This is a genomic window from Conexibacter arvalis (genome assembly GCF_014199525.1).
In the GTDB taxonomy this organism is placed as follows: domain Bacteria; phylum Actinomycetota; class Thermoleophilia; order Solirubrobacterales; family Solirubrobacteraceae; genus Conexibacter; species Conexibacter arvalis.
Map to the genome: position 1 here is coordinate 222,373 of NZ_JACHNU010000003.1, position 19,632 is coordinate 242,004.

Annotated in this window: 19 protein-coding genes; 7 read left to right on the forward strand and 12 right to left on the reverse strand. The window is 75.4% G+C overall.

Annotation, left to right across the window (positions count from 1 at the left end; all coding sequences use genetic code 11):
- The first annotated feature begins 221 nt into the window (after positions 1 to 221).
- Positions 222 to 557: an ATP-binding protein gene (locus BDZ31_RS13460; RefSeq protein WP_183342842.1), complete on the forward strand. Its 336-nt coding sequence runs from the start codon at positions 222 to 224 to the stop codon at positions 555 to 557.
- Here BDZ31_RS13460 and BDZ31_RS13465 read toward each other — a convergent pair.
- Together BDZ31_RS13465 and BDZ31_RS13470 are read right to left on the reverse strand one after the other, a co-directional pair.
- Complete coding sequence (locus BDZ31_RS13465; RefSeq protein ID WP_183342843.1) at positions 547 to 1,419, reverse strand: alpha/beta fold hydrolase; 873 nt, start codon at positions 1,417 to 1,419, stop codon at positions 547 to 549. The two genes, BDZ31_RS13460 and BDZ31_RS13465, sit on opposite strands and share 11 nt — an antisense overlap.
- Positions 1,416 to 2,783, reverse strand: coding sequence for an NAD(P)/FAD-dependent oxidoreductase (locus BDZ31_RS13470; protein WP_183342844.1), 1,368 nt, complete (start codon positions 2,781 to 2,783; stop codon positions 1,416 to 1,418). Before BDZ31_RS13470 ends, BDZ31_RS13465 begins: the two co-directional genes overlap by 4 nt.
- 174 nt (positions 2,784 to 2,957) lie before the next feature.
- Between BDZ31_RS13470 and BDZ31_RS13475 the strand changes: the two genes are divergently transcribed.
- From BDZ31_RS13475 to BDZ31_RS13485, 3 genes are all read left to right on the forward strand, one after another.
- Complete coding sequence (locus BDZ31_RS13475; RefSeq protein ID WP_183342845.1) at positions 2,958 to 3,875, forward strand: ribokinase; 918 nt, start codon at positions 2,958 to 2,960, stop codon at positions 3,873 to 3,875.
- A gap of 90 nt (positions 3,876 to 3,965) precedes the next feature.
- Positions 3,966 to 4,457 carry a Dps family protein gene (locus tag BDZ31_RS13480; protein WP_183342846.1) on the forward strand — a complete coding sequence of 164 codons (492 nt, stop codon included), beginning with the start codon at positions 3,966 to 3,968 and terminating at the stop codon, positions 4,455 to 4,457.
- A gap of 37 nt (positions 4,458 to 4,494) precedes the next feature.
- Positions 4,495 to 5,187, forward strand: a complete 693-nt coding sequence (locus BDZ31_RS13485) for a metallophosphoesterase family protein (protein WP_183342847.1) — start codon at positions 4,495 to 4,497, stop codon at positions 5,185 to 5,187.
- A 119-nt stretch (positions 5,188 to 5,306) separates the two neighbouring features.
- Here BDZ31_RS13485 and BDZ31_RS13490 read toward each other — a convergent pair whose 3' ends face one another.
- Together BDZ31_RS13490 and BDZ31_RS13495 are read right to left on the reverse strand one after the other, a co-directional pair.
- Positions 5,307 to 6,083 (reverse strand): ABC transporter permease, encoded by a 777-nt coding sequence (locus BDZ31_RS13490; RefSeq protein ID WP_183342848.1) that lies wholly within the window; start codon positions 6,081 to 6,083, stop codon positions 5,307 to 5,309.
- Entirely contained in the window at positions 6,080 to 6,973 is an 894-nt protein-coding gene (locus BDZ31_RS13495) for an ABC transporter ATP-binding protein (protein WP_183342849.1), read from the reverse strand. Before BDZ31_RS13495 ends, BDZ31_RS13490 begins: the two co-directional genes overlap by 4 nt.
- A gap of 42 nt (positions 6,974 to 7,015) precedes the next feature.
- On the opposite strand from BDZ31_RS13495, the gene BDZ31_RS13500 reads away from it, so the two are divergent.
- The gene (locus tag BDZ31_RS13500) at positions 7,016 to 9,352 is read left to right on the forward strand and encodes a bifunctional chorismate-binding protein/class IV aminotransferase (RefSeq protein ID WP_183342850.1); all 2,337 of its coding nucleotides are present in this window, start codon (positions 7,016 to 7,018) and stop codon (positions 9,350 to 9,352) included.
- A 70-nt stretch (positions 9,353 to 9,422) separates the two neighbouring features.
- Here BDZ31_RS13500 and BDZ31_RS13505 read toward each other — a convergent pair whose 3' ends face one another.
- Positions 9,423 to 10,457, reverse strand: a complete 1,035-nt coding sequence (locus BDZ31_RS13505) for a hypothetical protein (RefSeq protein WP_183342851.1) — start codon at positions 10,455 to 10,457, stop codon at positions 9,423 to 9,425.
- 186 nt (positions 10,458 to 10,643) lie between these two features.
- Between BDZ31_RS13505 and BDZ31_RS13510 the strand changes: the two genes are divergently transcribed.
- The gene (locus BDZ31_RS13510) at positions 10,644 to 11,210 is read left to right on the forward strand and encodes an RNA polymerase sigma factor (protein ID WP_281381681.1); all 567 of its coding nucleotides are present in this window, start codon (positions 10,644 to 10,646) and stop codon (positions 11,208 to 11,210) included.
- A gap of 21 nt (positions 11,211 to 11,231) precedes the next feature.
- Here BDZ31_RS13510 and BDZ31_RS13515 read toward each other — a convergent pair whose 3' ends face one another.
- Together BDZ31_RS13515 and BDZ31_RS13520 are read right to left on the reverse strand one after the other, a co-directional pair.
- The gene (locus tag BDZ31_RS13515; RefSeq protein ID WP_183342853.1) at positions 11,232 to 11,492 is read right to left on the reverse strand and encodes a 4Fe-4S dicluster domain-containing protein; all 261 of its coding nucleotides are present in this window, start codon (positions 11,490 to 11,492) and stop codon (positions 11,232 to 11,234) included.
- Complete coding sequence (locus BDZ31_RS13520) at positions 11,489 to 12,094, reverse strand: superoxide dismutase (protein WP_183342854.1); 606 nt, start codon at positions 12,092 to 12,094, stop codon at positions 11,489 to 11,491. Before BDZ31_RS13520 ends, BDZ31_RS13515 begins: the two co-directional genes overlap by 4 nt.
- A 56-nt stretch (positions 12,095 to 12,150) precedes the next feature.
- On the opposite strand from BDZ31_RS13520, the gene BDZ31_RS13525 reads away from it, so the two are divergent.
- A complete protein-coding gene (locus tag BDZ31_RS13525) occupies positions 12,151 to 12,819 on the forward strand; it encodes a helix-turn-helix transcriptional regulator (RefSeq protein WP_183342855.1) in 669 nt (222 codons plus the stop codon).
- On the opposite strand, the gene hemW is transcribed toward BDZ31_RS13525, so the two are convergent.
- The 5 genes from hemW to BDZ31_RS13550 all read right to left on the reverse strand — a co-directional run bounded on the left by hemW (position 12,816) and on the right by BDZ31_RS13550 (position 19,632).
- Positions 12,816 to 14,036, reverse strand: a complete 1,221-nt coding sequence (hemW, locus tag BDZ31_RS13530; RefSeq protein ID WP_183342856.1) for a radical SAM family heme chaperone HemW — start codon at positions 14,034 to 14,036, stop codon at positions 12,816 to 12,818. The two genes, BDZ31_RS13525 and hemW, sit on opposite strands and share 4 nt — an antisense overlap.
- Before the next feature lie 239 nt (positions 14,037 to 14,275).
- Entirely contained in the window at positions 14,276 to 15,682 is a 1,407-nt protein-coding gene (locus tag BDZ31_RS13535) for an MFS transporter (RefSeq protein WP_183342857.1), read from the reverse strand.
- A complete protein-coding gene (locus BDZ31_RS13540) occupies positions 15,679 to 16,356 on the reverse strand; it encodes a FadR/GntR family transcriptional regulator (protein ID WP_183342858.1) in 678 nt (225 codons plus the stop codon). Before BDZ31_RS13540 ends, BDZ31_RS13535 begins: the two co-directional genes overlap by 4 nt.
- A gap of 169 nt (positions 16,357 to 16,525) precedes the next feature.
- Complete coding sequence (locus tag BDZ31_RS13545) at positions 16,526 to 18,106, reverse strand: NADH-quinone oxidoreductase subunit N (protein ID WP_183342859.1); 1,581 nt, start codon at positions 18,104 to 18,106, stop codon at positions 16,526 to 16,528.
- On the reverse strand, positions 18,103 to 19,632 hold the full coding sequence (locus tag BDZ31_RS13550) for a complex I subunit 4 family protein (RefSeq protein ID WP_183342860.1): 1,530 nt from the start codon (positions 19,630 to 19,632) through the stop codon (positions 18,103 to 18,105). Before BDZ31_RS13550 ends, BDZ31_RS13545 begins: the two co-directional genes overlap by 4 nt.

The following is a 19,632-nucleotide window of genomic DNA, read 5'->3' on the forward strand; positions in this document are numbered from 1 at the left end:
CCTCGGCCGCCCGCCGTCGCCCGCCGCGAGCCCGCCGGCCTCGCGACGCGGAGCCGCTCACCCCCGCAGGCGAGCTGCAATGCGCCGCCCGGCACCTGCGCGACGAGCCGGGTAGCATCGCGCGCGCATTGCCGCCGACGCACCTCACGGACTCCTCGGACGCCGCCTGCGAAGGCGGGCCGCCGCGCGCGCTGGTCTGCTGTACGCGCGAGGACCTGCGCGTGCTCCGGGCCGCCGTCGCCGAGCACGCCGCGGCCGCGGGGCTGCCGGCCCGGCGCGCCGGCGACCTCGTCCTCGCCGCGCACGAGATCGCGGCCAACGCCCATCTCCACGGCGGCGGCAGCGCGACGCTGCGGACGTGGACGGCCGACGGCGAGTTCCTCTGCGAGGTCGCCGACCGCGGCGCCGGGATGACCGACCCCCACGCCGGCAGCGTCGAGCCGGAGCCGGCTCAGATCGGCGGCCGCGGGCTGTGGCTCGCGCGGCAGCTGTGCGATCGCGTGCAGATCCGCACCGGCGCCGGCGGCACCGTCGTGCGGCTCCACCTCACCCTGTAGCGGACGCGCCCGCGACCCCGTCGCCCGCCCCCGCGCGCACGAGGTGGTCGACGACCAGCCGCTCGACCGCCTCCGGCGAGTCGGCGAACGGCCAATGGCCGCTGACCGGCAGCACATGCACCTCCGCGCTCGGGAAGAGGTCGCGCTGGCGGGCGGCGTAGGAGGCTGGGATGTAGGCGTCGTGCTCGCCCCAGATCACGAGCGCCGGGAGATCGCGCCCGGCCAGCAGCGCCGCCAGCTCGCGGCTGCCGGCACCCGGATCGCCCGTCGCGCGGTAGAGCTTCAGCACCGCGCGGCGCGTCCGCTTGTCGAAGTGGTCGTACATCGTCTCGACGAACTCGCGCGGAAGGCCGCGCGGCTCGCCGCGGTTGACGAGCCAGCGGAAGGCCGGCCGCGTCGCCGTCGCCTGGAACAGCTCGCCGAGCAGCGGGGTGCGCCAGATCCGCGCCAGCGCGTGCCAGCGGTAGCCGGGCAGCACGCCGGTGTCGATCAACGTCGCGCTCGCGAGCCGGTCCGGTCGCCCCGCAGCCCACGCCAGCCCTATCGGGCCGCCGAAGTCGTGCGCGACGAGGTGGACCCGCTCGATCCGGAGCGCCTCGACGGCCGCGTCGACGAATGCCGCATAGCCGCCGACGGTGTGTTCGAAGCCGGCCGGCGCGACCGTCTCGCCGAAGTCGGGCAGGTCGAAGGCGACGGCGCGCATGCCGGCCGCGCCGGCGGCGTCGAGCAGCGCCTCCCAGTCGTCGGACGAGCCGGGGTTGCCGTGGAGGAAGAGCGCGGCCTCGCGGGCCTCCGGCGGTCCGGCGCTGCGCAGGCGGGTGCGCGTACCGCCGACCTCGATCCCGGCTGCGAGCGCGCTCATGCGTGCACCGCCTCGCGCTCGGCGCCTCCGCCGGCGCCCGCACCGGGCGCGGCGGCCGCGTCGGGGCCGCGGCTGCGGTACGGCGCGAAGCGCTCCCGTCCCGAGCGGGCGTGGCGCAGGTTCACGGCCGCGATCCGCGGCAGCAGCGGCCCGAGCCCCCGCAGCGGCGACGTCGTGCGCGCGCCGACCGACTCGAAGGCGGCGGCGATCCGCGCGTCGCGCGCGCCCGCCGCGTACAGCGCCCGCTCGAGGCGGTTGTTGCGACGGCCGCTCGCGTACGGCTCGATCATCCGCACGTGCGGCATCAGCCGCCCGCGCCAGCGGCGGCGGTAGGCGCGCAGGCCGCGCGCGAGCGCCCCGTCCTCGGCCGGCCCGGCCGCGAGCGGCGCGGCGACCTCGTCGCACAGCCACTCGGCCGACTGGAGCGCCCAGCCGCAGCCGATCCCCCACAGCGGGTCGATCGCCATCGCCGCGTCGCCGACCAGCGCCAGCCCGGGTGCGATCGGCTCGCTGCGGACGTTCGGCATCTCCAGCTTGCCGAGCATCGTCCCGACACGGCGGGAGTCGCGGATCGGCGGCGCGTCGGGCAGGTTGGAGACGAACGCCGTCAGCGCCCGCTCGGGGTCGCGGCGGAACTCGGGCAGCCGCTCCTTCGTCGGCATCGCGGCGTAGAAGGTGAGGCCGTCGTCGGTCGGGAAGGCCGCCGCCCACTGCGGGTCGAGGAACCACGCGGAGGCGTTCGGCGCTCTCTCCGGCGCGGGGCCCTCGAAGTAGGCGCCGTAGGCGAACCGCCCGTGCGCGGTGACGCGCGTCTCGACGCCGGCCAGCTCGGCGATCTGCGAGCCGCAGCCGTCGGCGCCGATCACCAGCCGCGCCCGCAGCGGCACGGCGCCGCCGCCGCGGTCGCGCACGACGACGCCGCGGATCCGTCCGTCGCGTTCGTCGCGCAGCAGCGCGTCGGCCGTGCGGCCGAGCAGCGGCTCGACGCCGGGCGTGTCGAGCGCGGTCGCGCGCAGCAGCGGGTCGAGCCGCTCGCGGCGGAGGTTGAGCGCGCGCGGGCCGGCGTCGTCCGGCGGCGCGATCCAGCCCCAGGCGGTCCAGACGTGCAGATGGGAGCGGACGCCGCCGAGCGCGAGCGCCGGCTCGAGCAGACCGAGGCGCTCCAGCGTCGGGACGCCCGACGCCTGTATCAGGTGGGTGCAGATTCGCTTGAACGCAGCCGGGTCGGGCTGGCGCTCGACGAGCGCGACCCGCGCACCGGCGCGGCCGAGCAGGATCGCGGCGGTGCAGCCGGCGAGGCTCGCGCCGACGACGACCGCGTCGTACTCCGGTGCTGCGCTGCGCCACTGGCCGTCCACTGCCATGTGCCCGCCTCCATCCGGCCGTTGCACTGGTTTCCGACCGTACTATACGGTCTGCATCGCACGGCTCCGGTCAGCTCGACGAGCTGCGGGCGGACGTGGCGGCGGCGCCGCTGGCGTCGGACGAGATCGCGGGGGAGGCAGCGCGAGAGCGCGTGACGGTGGTTGGATTGGCCGATGCGCGCCACCGTCGTCGGCTCGATCCACCTCGACTGGACCCTGCGCGTCCCGGCGCTGCCCCGGCCCGGCGACACCGTCCTCGCCGGCTCCCGGACGACCTCGCCGGGCGGCAAGGGCGCCAACCAGGCGGTCACGCTGCGCCGGCTCGGGGCCGAGGTCGAGATGGTCGGCGCGGTCGGCTCCGACGAGGCCGGCGCCGAGCTGCTCGCCAACTTCGACGCGGTCGGCGTCGGCCGCGCCCACGTGCGCGTCGTCGACGGCGAGCCGTCGGGGATCGCGATCGTCGCCGTCGACGCGACCGGCGACAACGGCATCCTCGTCGCGCCCGGCGCGAGCGGCGGGCTGGCGCCGGCGGACGTCGCCGCGGCCGAGCCGGCGCTGCGCGGCGCCGACGTCGTGCTGCTGCAGTTGGAGGTGCCGCTGGAGACCGTCTCCGCCGCGGTCGACGCGGCGCGCGCGGCCGGCGTTCCGGTCGTCCTCAACGCGGCGCCCGCGCGGCCGCTGCCCGACGCGCTGCTCGCCGCGCTCGACGTGCTCGTCGTGAACGAGCGCGAGGCGCTCGCGCTCGCCGGCGAGGGCGCCGCCGACGCCGAGTCGGCCGCCGCGGCGCTGCTGGCGCGCGGCGCCGGCGCGGTCGTCGTCACGCTCGGCGCCGACGGCGCGCTCGTGCTCGACGCCGCCGGCCGCACCGCGATCCCCGCCCACCGCGTCGAGGTCGTCGACACGACCGGCGCCGGCGACGCCTTCGTCGCCGCGATCGCGGCCGGCGTCGGCGCGGGGCGCGACGTGCGCGACAGCGCCCTGCTGGCCTCCGCGGCCGCCGCGCTCGCCGTCCAGCGGCCCGGCGCCCAGAGCGCGCCGACGCTCGCGGAGGCGCAGGCCTTCCTCGCGGCGCGCGAGCGGACCGCTGGGTGACGCCTCTCACGCTGGGACGGTGACATCGCGGGCATACGGGTAGTAAGTCCACTCGGAGACCTCAGCCCAGACATCCAAGGAGCGCGCACGATGGCGAACAACATCATCGTCAGCGAAGACCACCACCCGACCCTCCGCCACAACGACCGCGAGGCGATCGGCTCCGAGCTGCAGGCGATCCTCGTGACGCTGATCGACCTGTCGCTGCTCGGCAAGCAGGCGCACTGGAACATCGTCGGCCCGCACTTCCGCTCGCTGCACCTGCAGCTCGACGAGATGATCGACGCCTGGCGCCTCGCCGCCGACGAGGTCGCCGAGCGCGCCGTCGCGCTCGGGTACCAGCCCGACGGGCAGGTCAGAACCGTCGCGGGCCGGACGATCCTCGCCCCGCTGCCGGAGGGCCAGATCCTCGACCAGGACGTCATCGCCGCCTTCACCCGCCTGCTGACCGACTCGATCGGCGACATCCGCAGCCGGATGGACAAGCTCGAGGACGTCGACGCCGTCACCGCCGACATCCTCCACGGCGTCGTGCAGGGGCTGGAGGAGAACCTCTGGATGATCCGCGTCCAGGCCGGCTGAGATGCCGAGCGGCCGGCGCCGGTAGGCTCGCCGACCGGTGCTGGCGCTGCTCTACGACGTCCACGGCAACCTCCCGGCGCTCGACGCCGTGCTGGCCGACGCGCGCGCGGCCGGCGCCGAGCGCTGGCTGCTGGGCGGCGATTACGCGCTCTTCGGCGCCTGGCCGGCCGAGTCCCTGGAGCGGCTCGAGGCGCTGGAGGCCGCCGTCTGGATCCGCGGCAACGGCGAGCGCTGGACCAACGCACCGGCCGAGGCGCCGCCGCCGGTGCGGCCGGCGGCCCGCTGGTGCGCCGAGCGGCTCGGCGCCGAGACCGTCGCGCGGCTGGCGGCGCTGCCCGAGCAGGCGGTGCTCGACCGCTCGACCCGCTGCTGCCACGCCTCGCCGCTGTCGGACGTGCTCGGCCTGCTGCCCGAGCCGGCGGCCGGCGAGCAGGGGCTGCTCGACGGCGTGCGCGAGCGGCGGCTGATCGCCGGCCACACTCACCTGCCGCTGCGGCGCACGACCGCCGCGGGCCTGGAGCTGGTCAACCCCGGCAGCGTCGGGATGCCGTTCGACGGCGACCCGCGCGCCGCCTACGCGCTAATCGCGCCCGACGGGACGGTCTCCCACCGCCGCGTCGCGTACGACCACCGCGCCGCGGCGGCAGCGATCCGCGACGCGCTCGGCGCCGACGGCGAGCTGTTCGCGCGCCGTGTCGAGCAGGCGCGGATCGACCCGGCGATGGAGTAGGCGGCTCGCACGCGGCCGGATCGCCGCCACGGCCGCGCGCTGGCAGCCTGCGCGCGCCAGCCGGTTCGCCGCCGCGCCGGCCGCGCGCCGGCTCCCCGCGCGCCAGCTGGGCCGCCGCCTCATGCGCGCACGCCGGCTCCCTGCGGGCGCGGCAGCTCGATCCGCTCCCCAGGCCTGACGCAGGCGCGCGCGATCAGCTCGGAGACGATCACCGCGCTGACCAGCTCGACGGCGAGCAGCGCCAGCAGCACGGTCAGCTGGATCCGTGCGGCGGCGGCCGGGGAGGCGCCGCCGAGCAGCAGGCCGACGAAGGTGCCCGGCAGCGTGACGAGGCCGACGCTGCGGGTCTGGTCGATCGCCGGCACGAGCCCGGTCGCGATCGCCTGGCGGGTGAACGGGCCGAGCGCGTCTCGTGCGGAGTCGCCGAGCGCGAGGCGCGTCTCCAGCTCCTCCTCGCCGCGCTCGAGCGCCTCCAGCATCCGCCGGCCGGTCAGCGTCGTCGCCGTCATCGCGCCGCCGATCAGGATCCCGGCGGTCGGGACGGCCGCGCGCGGCGTCCAGTCGAAGGCGCCGACGGCGAGCAGGATCCCGGTCGCCGCCAGCGCCGGCAGCGCGATCGCCGCGACGGCCGCGCGGCGGGCGCCCGGCAGGCCGCGCATCCGGCTGCCGGAAGTGACGGCCGCGGTCGCGACCATCACGACGACGAACGCGACCGCGAGCGCCGGCACGCGGAAGACGAGCGCGACGACCGCCCCGACCGCCGCCAGCTGAACCGCCGCCCGCACCGCCGCGGTGACCAGCGGCCGCGCCAGCCCGAGCCGGTAGCGCCATGCCAGCAGCGCGGCGCCGAGCGCGAACGCCGCCCCGGCCGCGACCTGCGCCACCGCCGCGCTCATCGCGCCTCCGGTCCGCCCGCGCCCGCGCCGCCACTCGCGCCCGCTTCGCGCCCGCCCGCACCCGCGCCGCCACTCGCGCCCGCGCCGCCACTCGCGCTCGCGCCGCCACTCGCGCTCGCGCCGCCACCCGCGTCGGCTTCGCCACTCGCGCCCGCTTCGCCCACGCCCGCGCCACCGCCCGCAACCGCCCCCGCCCGCCCCGCTTCGGCGAGCACGGCAGCCGGCTCCCCCTCCATCGCCCGGCCGTCGCGCAGCGCGACGGCGCGGTCGGCGATCGCGGCGGCGAAGGCGAGGTCGTGGGTCGCGACGACGATGCCGAGCCGCTGCTCGTGGGCCAGGCCGCGGACGGTCGCGGCGACGTGGGCGGCGGCCGCCGCGTCGAGCGCCGCCGTCGGCTCGTCGAGCAGCAGCAGGTCCGGCCGGCGGGTCAACGCCCGCGCGAGCGCGACCCGCGCGCGCTCGCCGCCCGACAGCTCCGCCGCCCGTCGCGTCAGGAAGCTCGCGTCGAGCCCGGCGGCCGCGAGCGCAGCGGTCAGCACCGGCTCGCCGGCCTCGGCGACGGAGAGCCCGTGGGCGAGGTTGTCGCGGACCGACCCGGGCAGCATGAACGGCGTCTGGGCGACGAGGCCGACGCGGCGCCGCAGCTCCCGCGCCGGCAGCCGCTCGACCGGCGCGCCGTCGAGCAGGACGGTGCCGGCGTCGGGCACGAGCAGGTTGTTGCAGCAGCGCAGCAGCGTGCTCTTGCCCGCCCCCGACGGCGCGACCACGACCGTCACCGCCGCCCGCGGCACGTCCATCGTCACCTCCCGCAGCACGCTGCGGCCGCCGCGCGCGAGCGCCAGCTCGCGGAGCTGCAGCCCCGACGGGTCTGACGCGCGGTCGCCGGCCATCGGCCAACGCTAGCGCCCCCGGCGCGCTCTATCCTGCGGGCCATGACCGCCGTGCGGCTCCTGCGCGTGCCGCTCCAGGCCGACTGCTCCCCGCAGCGCGCCCTCCGCGCGCTCGCCGGCGATCCGTGGCCGTTCGCGCTGACCGGCCGCTGGGCCGGCGGCGGCGCGATCGTCGGCTCCGATCCGCTGCGCCTCGCCGCCCCCGACGACGACCCGTTCGCGCTGCTCGACGAGCTGCCGGCGGTCGATCTCCCCCACGCGGCCGACGCCGTCGGCGGCGGCGGTGTGGCCGACGCCGGCGGCGCCGCGGTGGCTGACGCCAGCGGCGGCGGAGTGGCTGAAGCGGGCGGCGGGGTGGCCGACGCCGTCGGCGGCGGCTGGTTCGGGTGGCTCGGCTTCGGGCTCGGGGCGCGCGTCGAGCGGCTCGCGCCGCCACCGTCGCGTCCGCACCCGCTGCCGCCGTTCCAGCTCGCCTACTACGACCACGTGCTGCGGCTCGACGCCGACGGCCGCTGGTGGTTCGAGGCGCTCGCCGCCCCCGAGCGCGAGGCTGCGCTCCAGCGCCGGCTGACGCTGCTGCGCGACCGCCTCGCCGATGTGAGCGCAGCGCCCACCTCCGCCGCGCCGGCCCCCGCCACGCCGCCGCCGCGGGAGCCGTTCCGGATCGCCGGCGGCGGTGCGCCGGCGCATGTCGCGGCGGTCGCCGAGTGCGTCGAGCGAATCGCCGCGGGCGAGATCTTCCAGGCGAACGTCTGCCTCCGCTTCGAGACCGCCTGGGAGGGCGATCTCGCCGCGCTCTACGCCGGCGCGAGCGAGCGGCTGCACCCCGCATACGGCGCGGCCTTCCCGGCGCCGTGGGGCGGCGTCGCGAGCCTCTCGCCGGAGCTGTTCCTGCGCCGCCGCGGCCGTGCCGTCGAGACCGGACCGATCAAGGGGACGATCGCGCGCGCCGGCGGCGACGACGACCCTGCCGCGGCGGCCGCGCGCGCCGCGCTCGCCGCCTCGGCGAAGGACCGCGCCGAGCACGTGATGATCGTCGACCTGATGCGCAACGACCTCGGCCGCGTCTGCGCCTACGGCTCGATCGAGGCCGAGCGCGCGCCGGTCGCCGAGGCGCACCCGGGCCTGTGGCACCTCGTCTCCCGCGTGCGCGGGACGCTGCGCCCGGAGGTCGGCGACGGCGAGCTGCTGCGGGCGACCTTCCCGCCGGGCTCGGTGACCGGCGCGCCGAAGGTCCAGGCGCTGCACGTGATCGGCGAGCTGGAGGGCAGCGGCCGCGAGCTGTACACCGGCGCCGCGGGCTTCGCGAGCCCGCTCGCGGGGCTGGAGCTGAACGTCGCGATCCGGACCTTCGAGGCGCGCGACGGGCGGCTGTGGATCGGCGCCGGCGGCGGGATCGTCGCCGACTCCGACCCGTGGGCCGAGCTGGAGGAGTGCCACGTGAAGGCGCGACCGATCGTCGCCGCGATCGGCGGCGAGATCGCCCCGCATCGCGCCGCGCCCGCCACCGCGCCCACGCCCGCCACCGCACCCGCGCCCGTTCCCACCACCGCACCCACGCCCGCCACCGCACCCGCCCATCGCCGCGACGCCGCCGCGCTCCAAGCCGCCCGCGTCCCCGCCCTCCCCCGCGCGCTCTCCCGCGCCCGCCACCGGCCCGATCCCGCGCGCGGGCTGTTCGAGACGCTGCTGGTCGAGGACGGCCGCGCGGCGCGCGCCGCGGCCCACCTCGCGCGTCTCGCCGACGGCGCGGCCGCGCTCTACGGCCTCCCGCTCCCGGACGACCTCGGCGCGCGCGTCGCGGAGGCGGCGGCCGCGCAGCCTTCGCCGTGCCGCGTGAGAGTGGCGGCGACGCCGCGGCCCGACGGGACGCTCGCGTGCGCGGTCACGACCGGCCCGCTGCCAGCGCGGACGCTGCCGGTCGTCCTGGCACCGGTGGTGCTGCCGGGCGGCCTCGGCGCGCGCAAGTGGCTCGACCGCGACCTGCTCGACCGGCTCGCGCCCGACGGCGCGATCCCGCCCGGCTCGACCGCGCTGCTGCTCGACGGCGACGGATCGCTGCTCGAGGCGGCATGGGGCAGCGTCTTCGCGCTGGAGGGCGAGCGGCTTGTCACGCCGCCCGCCGACGGCCGGATCCTCCCCGGGATCACGCGCGCGGCGCTGCTGGAGGCCGCCGCGGCGGCCGGCATGAAGGTGCGCGAGGAAACGATCGACCTGCCGCGCGCGGCGGCGGCCGACGCGCTGCTGGTCAGCTCGGCGCTCGCGCTGGCGCTGCCGGCGCGACTGGCCGGCGCGGACGACGACGCGCCGACCGCGGCGAACGAGCTGGCCGCACGCCTGCGCGCGCTCCTGCGCGGCGCGGTCGCGGCGACCGCGTGACGGCCGCCCCGACCGGCGCGAAGCGATCGGGCGACCGCCTCGCGCGGCCGCCCGATCCGAGGGATGACGGCTAGCGCGCGGTCGCCTGCAGCGAGCCGGTCGCGATCGTCGCGCCGGCCTCGAGGACGCCTCTGCTGCCGAAGAAGGCGGCGTCGAGCGTCGTCGCGGCGAGCTGGTTGACTCTGATGCCGACGCCCTCGAGCGAGACCGTCCGCGTCTGCGGGTCGACGTCCGATCTCAGCGCCGAGACGTCGAGGTCGGCGATGGTGCCGAGGTTGGTCGACAGCGTCGGCTTCGCGGAGATCTGGATCGCGAGGTCGGTCAGCGTGAAGCTGCCGATGCCGAGGCCGCCGCCGTGTCTGATCGTGCCGAACAGCGATCTCGCGTTCAGCGTCCCGCTCGTGACCGGGAACGAGATCGCGCCGGTGGCCGCGTCGGCCGTCGCCGGGGCGACCGGGGCGATCGTCGCGCCGGCCTGTCTCAGCGCGCCCGCGACCTGCGGGACGAACGCCAGCGTCGTCGTGCCTCTGTCGAGCGCGATCTCGTTGGAGGACGGCTTCGAGCCGGCGGTGCCGAGCTTGGCGCCGGCCTTGAACGCTCTGCCGCCGAGCGCCTTGTTGAGCGCGGCGGCGCCCTTCTTGCTGATCGCGACGCGATAGCCGGCGACCGAGGTGGCGAAGCCGTCACGGCTGACCTTCCCACCCTTGACCGAGGCGAAGGCGACCGACTTCTTGCCGGCCTTGGCGGTGAACGTGCCCTTGCCCGAGTTGAGCGTGATCGCCGTGAGCGCGAGCTTTCTTCTGCCCATCTTGAGCGTCAGGCCGCCGCGGTGCTTGAGCGTGCCCTTCGCGGTCGCGGGGTCGATCGATCCGCCGGAGACCGGGAACGAGACGGTGCCGCCTCGCAGCTTCGCGGGCTTGGAGGCGCTCACCGCGACCCCGGCCCGTCTGAGCGCTCTGACGGTCTTGCCGTCGAGTCTGAGCGTCGTGGTGCCGCCGGAGACGCTGACCGTCGGCGCGGCGACCGCGGGAGCGGCGACGGCGAGCGACGCGGTCAGGCCCAGCGCCACTGCGAGGCGGCCGTGCCAACCGAACCTCGTGTGCATGACGTGTGGTCCTTTCTTGGGTGGAAACTCCTCGGAAACAACCTAGATGTCGCCGAAGTTGCGTGTCAAATGTGACGCGGTGAACCTCTTACGACGCTTTGGCGTCGGGCGGGCGGGCGAACGCGCCAACTCCTACCGTCGCCATACCGTGAACGGCTGCCGATCGTGCGACAGTGAGGACGCCCGATGCGCCGAAGCAGTCCGTCCGAAACCGAGCTCCGAATCGCCGATGGTCTGCGCCGGCGGGACCCCGAGGCGGTACGTGCCCTCTACGCCGAGTACGGCCCGTTGACGCTCGCTCAGCTGTCCGACACGCTCGGCGACCGCAGCGCCGCCGAGGACGTCTTCCAGCAGGTGCTGCTGGAGGCGTGGCTGCGCTGCACCACCTACGACCCCGCGCGAGCGTCGCTGCGCACGTGGCTGGCGACGATCGCCCGCTCGCGCGCGATCGACCATCTGCGCAGGAGGATCCCCGAGCCGCTCGACCCGGCCGACACGATCGGCGTCGACCGCGTCTGCGACCGCGAGCCGATGGCCGACATCGTCGACCGGATGGTCGTCGACGGCCTGCTCGCGCGCCTCTCGCCCGGCGAGGCGGAGGTCGTGCGGCTGCACTTCCACTTCGGCTTCAGCCAGAGCCAGATCGTCAGCCGCACCGGCGTGCCGCTCGGCACGGTCAAGTCGCGCATGAAGAGCGCGCTGAGGCGGCTGCGGGAGATGATGGCCGAGGAGGAGGGGGCGATGCCGCTCTAGCGGCACCGCCCCGCTCTCACGTCAGTTCGCGTAGTAGTCCGCGTTCAGTCTCGCGAAGTCGGACCACTGCTCGGGCAGCAGGTCCTCCGGGAAGATCGCGTCGACCGGGCACGCCTCCACGCAGGCGTCGCAGTCGATGCACTCCTCCGGGTCGATGTAGAGCATTCTCGCCTCGGCGTAGCCGGGCTCGTCCTGCGTCGGATGAATGCAGTCGACCGGGCAGACCTCCGTGCAGGAGGCGTCCTTCTCGCCGATGCACGGCTCCGCGATCACATAGGTCATGAGGCTGCGGCGAAGCGCTCGGCGACCTTGTTCCAGTCGACCACGTTCCAGACCGCCTTGAGGTAGTCCGGGCGGCGGTTCTGGTAGTTGAGGTAGTAGGCGTGCTCCCACACGTCGACGCCGAACAGCGGCGTCTTGCCCTCGGCCAGCGGCGTGTCCTGGTTGGGGGTCGAGATCACCTCGAGGCCGTTGTCGCCCTTGACGAGCCACGCCCAGCCGGAGCCGAAGCGGCCGGCGCCGGCGGCCTCGAGCTTGGCCTTGAAGTCGTCGAAGGAGCCGAAGGCCTGGTCGATCGCCGCCGCGAGGTCGCCGCTCGGGGCGCCGCCGCCGTTCGGCGAGAGGCTCTCCCACCAGAGCGTGTGGTTGTAGTGACCGCCGGCGTTGTTTCTGACCGGGTTGAGCTTGTCGGCCGGGAGCTTGTCGAGGTTCTTCAGGACCTCCTCGACGGGCTTGTCGGCCCACTCCGTGCCCTCCAGCGCCTCGTTCGCTCTGGAGACGTACGTCGCGTGGTGCTTGTCGTGGTGGAATCTCTGCGTCGCCTCGTCGATATGAGGCTCGAGCGCGTCGTAGGCGTAGGGAAGCGGGGGAAGCTCGTAGGCCATATCGGCTCCTTCGTGGTCAGCGGCGGATATAGACAGTCGCTACTGTTCAAACATACATGGAACCGGCGCTTGGTCCAGTCCTCGCAGAGCTTCCACCTACCCGCAGGGCGCTGCTCGTCACCCTCCGCAAGCGCGGGGAGGCGCGGGCGGAGGAGCTGGCGCAGGAGCTCGGCGTCACCGTCAGCGCCATCCGCCAGCACCTCGCCGGCCTCGCCGCCGCCGATCTCGTCGTCCACAGGGACGAGCGCTCGGGGCCCGGTCGCCCGCGCCGCAGCTACGCGCTGGGACCGGCCGCCGAGGCGCTCTTCCCGAAGGCCTACGGCACGCTGACGCTGGAGCTGCTCGACCACCTCGCCGATGAGGACCCGGGCGTCGTCAGGCGCGCCTTCGAGCGCCGCCGCGATGCGCGCGTCGCGCGCGTGCGGGCGCGGCTGGAGGGGCTGTCGTTCGAGCAGCAGGTCGCGGAGGTCGCGAAGGTGCTCGACGAGGACGGCTACCTCGCCGACCTCTCCCGCACCGACGACGGCGAGGGCTTCCTGCTGCGCGAGCACAACTGCGCGATCCTCGCGGTCGCGAGACGATACGGCCACGCCTGCGCGACCGAGCTCTCGTTCCTGCGCGAGGTGCTGCCCGGCGCGAAGGTGACGCGCGTCGCCCACATCCTCAGCGGCCACCACGCCTGCGTCTACGAGGTGCGGCCCGAGGCCGCCACCGACGCGGCCTAATCGACCAGGTCCCGCACGAGCGCGTCGGCGAGCAGGCGGCCGCGACGGGTCAGCAGCACGCGGCCGCGCTCCAGCGCCTCCGGCTCGGCGAGGCCGTCGGCGACGGCCCGCTCCGCCGCCGCGCGGCCGTCGGCGCGCAGCAGCTCCATGTCGAGCCCCTCGCGCAGGCGCGTCTCCAGCATGATCCGCTCGAAGCGGCGCGTCTCGTCGTCGAGCAGCTCGCGGCCCGCGGCCGGCGAGCGCGCCTCGCGCAGCGCGCCGGCGTAGGCGCTCGGGTGCAGGACGTTCCACCAGCGCACGCCGCCGACGTGGCTGTGGGCGCCGGGCCCCACGCCCCACCAGTCGCCGCCGCGCCAGTAGGCGAGGTTGTGGCGGCAGCGGGCGGCGTCGTCGACGGCCCAGTTGGAGATCTCGTACCAGCGCAGGCCGGCGCCGGCGAGCAGCTCGTCGGCGATCGCGTAGCGGTCGGCGAGCGCGTCCTCGTCGGGCTCGGGCAGCTCGCCGCGGCGGACGCGCGCGTGCAGCCGGGTGCCCGGCTCGACCGTCAGCGAGTACGCGGAGAGGTGGTCGGGCGCGGCCGCGAGCGCCGCCTCGACCGACGCGCGCCAGTCGTCGTCGGACTCGCCGGGCGTCCCGTAGATCAGGTCGAGGCTGACGTGCTCGAAGCCGGCGGCGCGCGCCTCGGCGGCGGCGGCCTGCGGCCGGCCGGGCGTGTGCGTGCGGTCGAGCGTCGCGAGCACGTGCGGGGCGGCGCTCTGCATCCCGAGCGAGACGCGCGTGAAGCCGCCTTCGCGCAGCGCCGCGAACGCGGCCGGGTCGACGCTCTCCGGATTGGCCTCGGTCGTCACCTCGGCGCCGGGCGCGAGCCCGAACGTCTCGTCGATCGCCCGCACGATCGCGACGAGGTCGGCGGGATCGAGCAGCGTCGGCGTGCCGCCGCCGAAGAAGACCGTCTCGACCGGCGGCGCCCCCTCCCCCAGCACCCGCCGCGCGAGCGCCAGCTCGGCGATCGCGGCGGCGGCGTAGCTGGCGCGGCTGACGCCGCCGGGCAGCTCCTCGGCGGTGTAGGTGTTGAAGTCGCAGTAGCCGCAGCGGGTCGCGCAGAACGGCACGTGGACGTAGATCCCGAACGGCCGCTCGCCGAGCCGCGCGCGCGCCGTCTCCGGCAGCGCGCCGTCGGCGGGCGCGGGCGAGGCGTCGGGCAGCGCGGCGGGCATCGGCTCAGTGTGGCAGGCGCGTTCGGGCGGGCGCGCGGGCGAGCGGGCGCAGGCGACGCAAGCGGGCGGGCGGGCGAGCCAGGGCGGGTGACCCGAGCGAGCGGGCGCAGGCGACGCGAGCGGGCGGGCGAGCCAGCGCGGGCGCGCGGGCGACCGGGCGCAGGCGACGCGAGCGGGCGGGCGAGCCAGCGCGGGCGACCCGAGCGAGCGGGCGTGCGGGCGGAGCGCCGGCCCCGCCCTCAGGCCGCCGCGCGCGCGTCGGCGGGCGCGACGCCCTCCGGGCGGCAGGCGACCGGGGCCGGCGCGTCGCCGACGTAGCCGGGTCGCGAGGCGGCGAGCGCGGCGAGCAGCTCCGGCAAGCCCAGCAGCGCGAGCGCGACGAGCGGCAGCGTCCAGGCGCCGGTCGCGTCGTGCAGCGCGCCGATCGCAAGCGGGCCGAGCGCGGCGAGCGTGTAGCCGACCGACTGCGCCATCCCCGACAGCGCGGCGGTGTGGCGAACGTCGCGGGCCCGCAGCACGAACAGCGTCAGCACGAGCGGGAAGCCGGTGCCGGCGCCGATCCCGAGCACGACCGCCCACACCAGCGGCGGGACGCCGGGGAACAGCAGCAGACCGAGCCAGCCGATCGCGGGGAAGATCGCGGCGACGACCGCGAGCGGCCGCTGGTCGCGCATGCGACCGGCGACGGCCGCGGTCACGAAGCCGATCGGTATCCCCAGCAGCATCATCAGCGACAGCAGCGCGCCGGCCTGTCCGGCGCTGAGCCCGCCGCGGTCGCCGACGATCTCCGGCAGCCAGGCGGAGCAGGTGTAGAAGATCGTCGACTGCATCCCCATGAACAACGTCACCGCCCAGGCGCGGCGGTCGCGCCACAGCGCGACGCGCGGCCGTCCGGCCTCGCGCTCGACGCCGGCCCGGCGGGCGGCCGCACGGGCCCGCGCCGCCTCCTCGCGCTCCTCGGCGCGGCGGCGCAGCTGCGGCAGCCAGACGACCGCGGCCAGCAGCGCCGGCGCCGCCCACAGCGCGAGCGCGAGGCGCCAGTCGCCGACGAGGTCCTCGATCGGCACCGTCAGCCCGGCCGCGAGCGCGGCGCCGCCGCTGAGGCCGACCGAGTAGACGCCGGTCATCGTCGCGGCGCGGCCGCCGAAGCGGCGCTTGATGATCCCGGGCATCAGCACGTTGCCGACGGCGATCGCGCAGCCGGACAGCAGCGCGCCGCCGAACAGCAGCGCGACCGGGTGCAGCCAGCGCAGCGCGACGCCGACGCCGATCGCCAGCATGCAGCCGAGCACGACGTGCTCGGCGCCCCAGCGGTCGGCCAGCCGCGGCGCCAGCGGCGAGACGAGCCCGAGCGCCAGCAGCGGCGCCGTCGTCAGCATCCCGAGCGCGCTGCCGGAGAGGTGGAGGTCGGCTCTGAGATCGTCGATCAGCGGGCCGACGCTCGTCAGCGCGAAGCGCAGGTTGAGCGCGACCAGCACGAGCCCGAGGACGAGCAGCAGCGTGCCGCGCGCGTCGATCCCCCGCGCGCCGCCCGGCCCGCCCGCCGTGCCGCCGCCCGGCCCGCCCGCCGCGCCGCCGCCCGGCCCGCCCGCCGCGCCGCCGCCCGGCCCGCGCGCCGTGCCGCCGTCGGCCGGCAGCGCGCTCACGAGCGCCGCACCTGCGCCATCAGCGCGTCGAGCACCTCGACGGTCGCGGCGGCCGCGGCGTCGGGGTCGCCGGCGCGGATCGCCGCGACCAGCGCGTCGTGGATGTCGACGTGCTGGGCCCACGGGCTGCGCTGGACCGAGTCGTAGAGGAGGTCGCGCAGGGCGGCCGAGAAGTCGTCGTACAGCTCCGCCAGCATCGCGTTGTGGGAGGCGGCGGCGATCAGTCGGTGGAGGCGGACGTCGGTCTCGACGAACCGCTCCAGCTCGTGCGCGCGGCCGGCCTCGGCCCGCTCGCGCTGGAGCGCCTCCAGCGCGGCGAGGTCGGCATCGGTCCGCCGCATCGCCGCCAGCCGCGCGGCCTCGACCTCCAGCGCGCGACGGACCTCGAACACCTCCAGCAGCTCGGCCCGCGAGGTGCGGCGGCGGACGGCGCCGGCCAGCTCGCTGGTGGCGCGCACGTAGGTGCCGTCCCCCTGGCGCGGCTCGAGCAGGCCGGCGTGGACGAGCGCCCGCACCGCCTCGCGCAGCGCGTTGCGCCCGATCCCAAGCTGTTCGACGAGCCGCGGCTCGGTCGGGATCTTCTCGCCGACCGGCCAGGCGCCGGAGGCGATCTCGGCCCGCAGCGCCTCGATCGCCTGGTCGACGAGCGAGGTCCGCTGCAAACGTCCAGTCATGGGACGAATCTACCACCGCCGAAACACCACCAACCGTGCGTTCCGACACACACGTCTGGCCCACAACGAGATGAGGTGCGAGTTCTGGTCGCTCAGCGACCGAAACTCGCACCTCATGGAGAACCGGGGCGCGGGGCGGGCGGGCGCGCGCGGCGGCGCCCGCCGCGGCCTAGAAGATCCCGGTGAAGACGCTGCCGGCCTTGCCGGCCAGCTCGAACAGCGGCGACGGGATGATGCCGAAGAAGAGGACGACGGCGGTCGCGATCCAGGCGACGCCGACGACCTCCGGCTCCAGCTTGGAGGAGCGCGCCAGCTCGGCGTCGGCCTCCTGCGAGCCGCCGGCCATCACCGGCGGCGTGCCGGCGCTGCCGCCGGCCGGGGCGGGCGCGGCCGTGCGGACCGGCGTGACGTCGCCGGAGCGCTCGCCCATCCACATCGCGGCGATCACCCGCAGGTAGTAGCCGAGCGAGATCATCGAGCCGACGACGAGGACGATGCCCAGCCAGGCGTATCCACCGTCGACCAGCGCATCGATCAAGTAGAACTTGCCGATGAAGCCGGCGGTCGCCGGGATGCCGGCGAGGCCCAGCAGCGCGATCGTCATCGGCCACGCCATCAGCGGGTTGCTGCGGCCCAGTCCGGCGAAGGCCGGCAGCTCGTCGCCGTACTCGCTGGCGCGCTCGCGGGCGATCACGACCGCGAAGGCGGCGACGTTCATCGCGCAGTAGACGGCGAGGTAGAAGACGGTCGCCTTGACGCCGAGCTGCGTGCCGACGACGAGGCCGCACAGCAGGTAGCCGGCCTGCGCGACGCCCGAGTAGGCGAGCATCCGCTTGAGCGAGACCTGCGACAGCGCGCCGACGTTGCCGACGACGATCGTGATCGCGGCCAGCGCGGCGACGATCGGGGCCCAGTCGAGCTGCGCGTTGACGAGCGCGGTGTCGAACAGGCGCAGCAGCACGCCGAAGGCGGCGACCTTCGTCGCGACCGCCATGAACGCGGTGACCGGCGTCGGGGCGCCCTCGTAGACGTCGGGCGTCCACTGGTGGAACGGCGCGACCGACGCCTTGAAGGCGAGGCCGACGAGCGTCAGGCCGATGCCGCTCAGCAGCAGCACGTCGCCGTTGATGCCGCCGGCGAGCGCTCTGTCGATGCCGGCGAAGTCGGTCGACCCGGTCGCGCCGTAGATCAGCGCGAGGCCGTACAGCAGCGTCGCCGAGCCGACCGAGCCGACGATCAGGTACTTGAGGCCGGACTCGAGCGAGCCCTCCTTGCGGAACTCCGCGGCGCACAGCACGTACAGCGGGATCGAGAGCAGCTCGAAGCCGATGAACAGCGTCACGAGGTTCTGCGAGCCGACCAGCACCAGCATGCCGAGCAGCGACAGCATCATCAGCGCGTAGTACTCGGGATGGCCGGCGACCGACGCCGCGCGCGAGCGCCACGACAGCAGGATCGCGGCGATGCCGGTCGCGCACAGGACGAAGTTGAGCGTCAGCGTCAGGTCGTCGATCGCGAGCGCGTCGGCGACGACCGACTTCCCCTCGCCGAACTGCCAGATCGAGAGGCCGATCGAGGCGGCGATCGCGAGCAGCGAGATCAGCGGCGTGACGTTGCGCGCGGAGCGGCCGAGGAAGATGCCGACGAGCAGCGCCAGCATCCCGCCGACCGCCAGCGCGATCAGCGGCGAGAGGCCGGCGACGTCGATGTGCGGTGTTCTGACGGCCGCAGTGACGAGCGCGGATGTCATGGCGTGTGCTCCTCAGAGGCCTGGGACGACGTTTCGGCGGTCAGCTGCCCGGTCTTCGCCTGCACCTGCGCGACGGCCGCCTTCGTCGTCGCCTCGCTCTTGCTCAGCCCGAACTGGGGGTAGAGCGCGAGCGCGACGATCACGACGACCGACGGGACGAGCACGCCGAGATCACGGAAGGTGATCTCGCGCGAGTCGGCCGACGGGTTGACGCGGTTGTGCATCGAGCGGATGAACGCGCGCAGCATGTAGACCGCGGCGAGCGCGACGCCAAGCGCGGCGAAGAACGCGAACGCGGGCTTGGCGTCGAAGACGCCGAGCAGGATCAGGAACTCGCCGGCGAAGTTGGCGGAGCCCGGCATCGCGAGCGTCGCGAGCGAGACGATCAGGAACAGCGTCGCCAGCACCGGCGCGCGGAAGGCGATCCCGCCCATGTCCTTCAGCTCCTCCGAGCCGCCGGCGCGCGAGGCGAGCAGCGCGACGATGAAGAACAGCGGCACCGTCACGAGGCCGTGGTTGACCATCTGCAGCAGCGCGCCCTGGGCGCCGTCCTCGTTGAGGGCGAAGATCCCGAGCGTGATGAAGCCCATCTGCGCGACCGACGAGTAGGCGACGACCAGGCGCACGTTCTGCGCCGAGAAGGCCATCGCCGAGCCGTACAGGATCGACGCGAGCGCGATCAGCAGCAGCAGCTCCTGGAAGTGGACCGAGGCGTCCGGGAAGACCGGCAGCACGATCCGCAGGAAGCCGTAGGCGGCGACCTTCGACAGCACGCCGGAGAAGACGGCCAGCGCCGGCAGCGGCATCGCCTTGTAGCCGTCGGGCAGCCAGCCGTGCAGCGGGAAGGCCGGCATCTTCACGAGGAAGGCGGCGGCGAAGCAGAGGAAGATCCACTGCTGCGAGCCCTCTGACAGCGGCAGCTCCTGCAGCGCGCTGAGCGCGAAGGTCAGGTCGGTGTCGTGCTGTTGGGAGGCGAGCACGCCGGTCGCGACCGCGGCGACGAGCATCAGCAGGGAGCCGACGAGCGTGTAGATGACGAGCTTCTGCGTCCCGCGGACCCGCTGCTCGCGGTCGCCGCAGCCCCAGATCCCGGTCAGGAAGTAGAACGGGATCAGCATCAGGTCGAAGAAGGCGACGAACAGGATCAGGTCCTGGGCGCAGAAGGCGCCGAGCACCGCCGTCTGGGCGAGGCCGAGGTGGAAGTAGAACAGCCCCGGCCGGTCCCACTCGCGCAGGTTGGCGAAGATCGTCGCCAGCGCGAAGAGGAAGGTCGTCAGCAGCAGCAGGACGACGTTGAGGCCGTCGACGCCGAGCTTGTAGGAGATCCCCAGCTCGGAGATCCACGACTCGTTCGTGACGAACTGCAGCGTGTCCTGGCCGCTCTCGAAGCGGACGACGAACGAGATCGCGATGCCGAGCGCGGCGAGCGAGCCGAGCACGGCCAGCTTGGGCGCGACCTTGGCCCCAAGGATCGCGCCGAAGACGGCGACGACGAGCGGGAGCCAGATGAGAATCGAGAGAGTCAT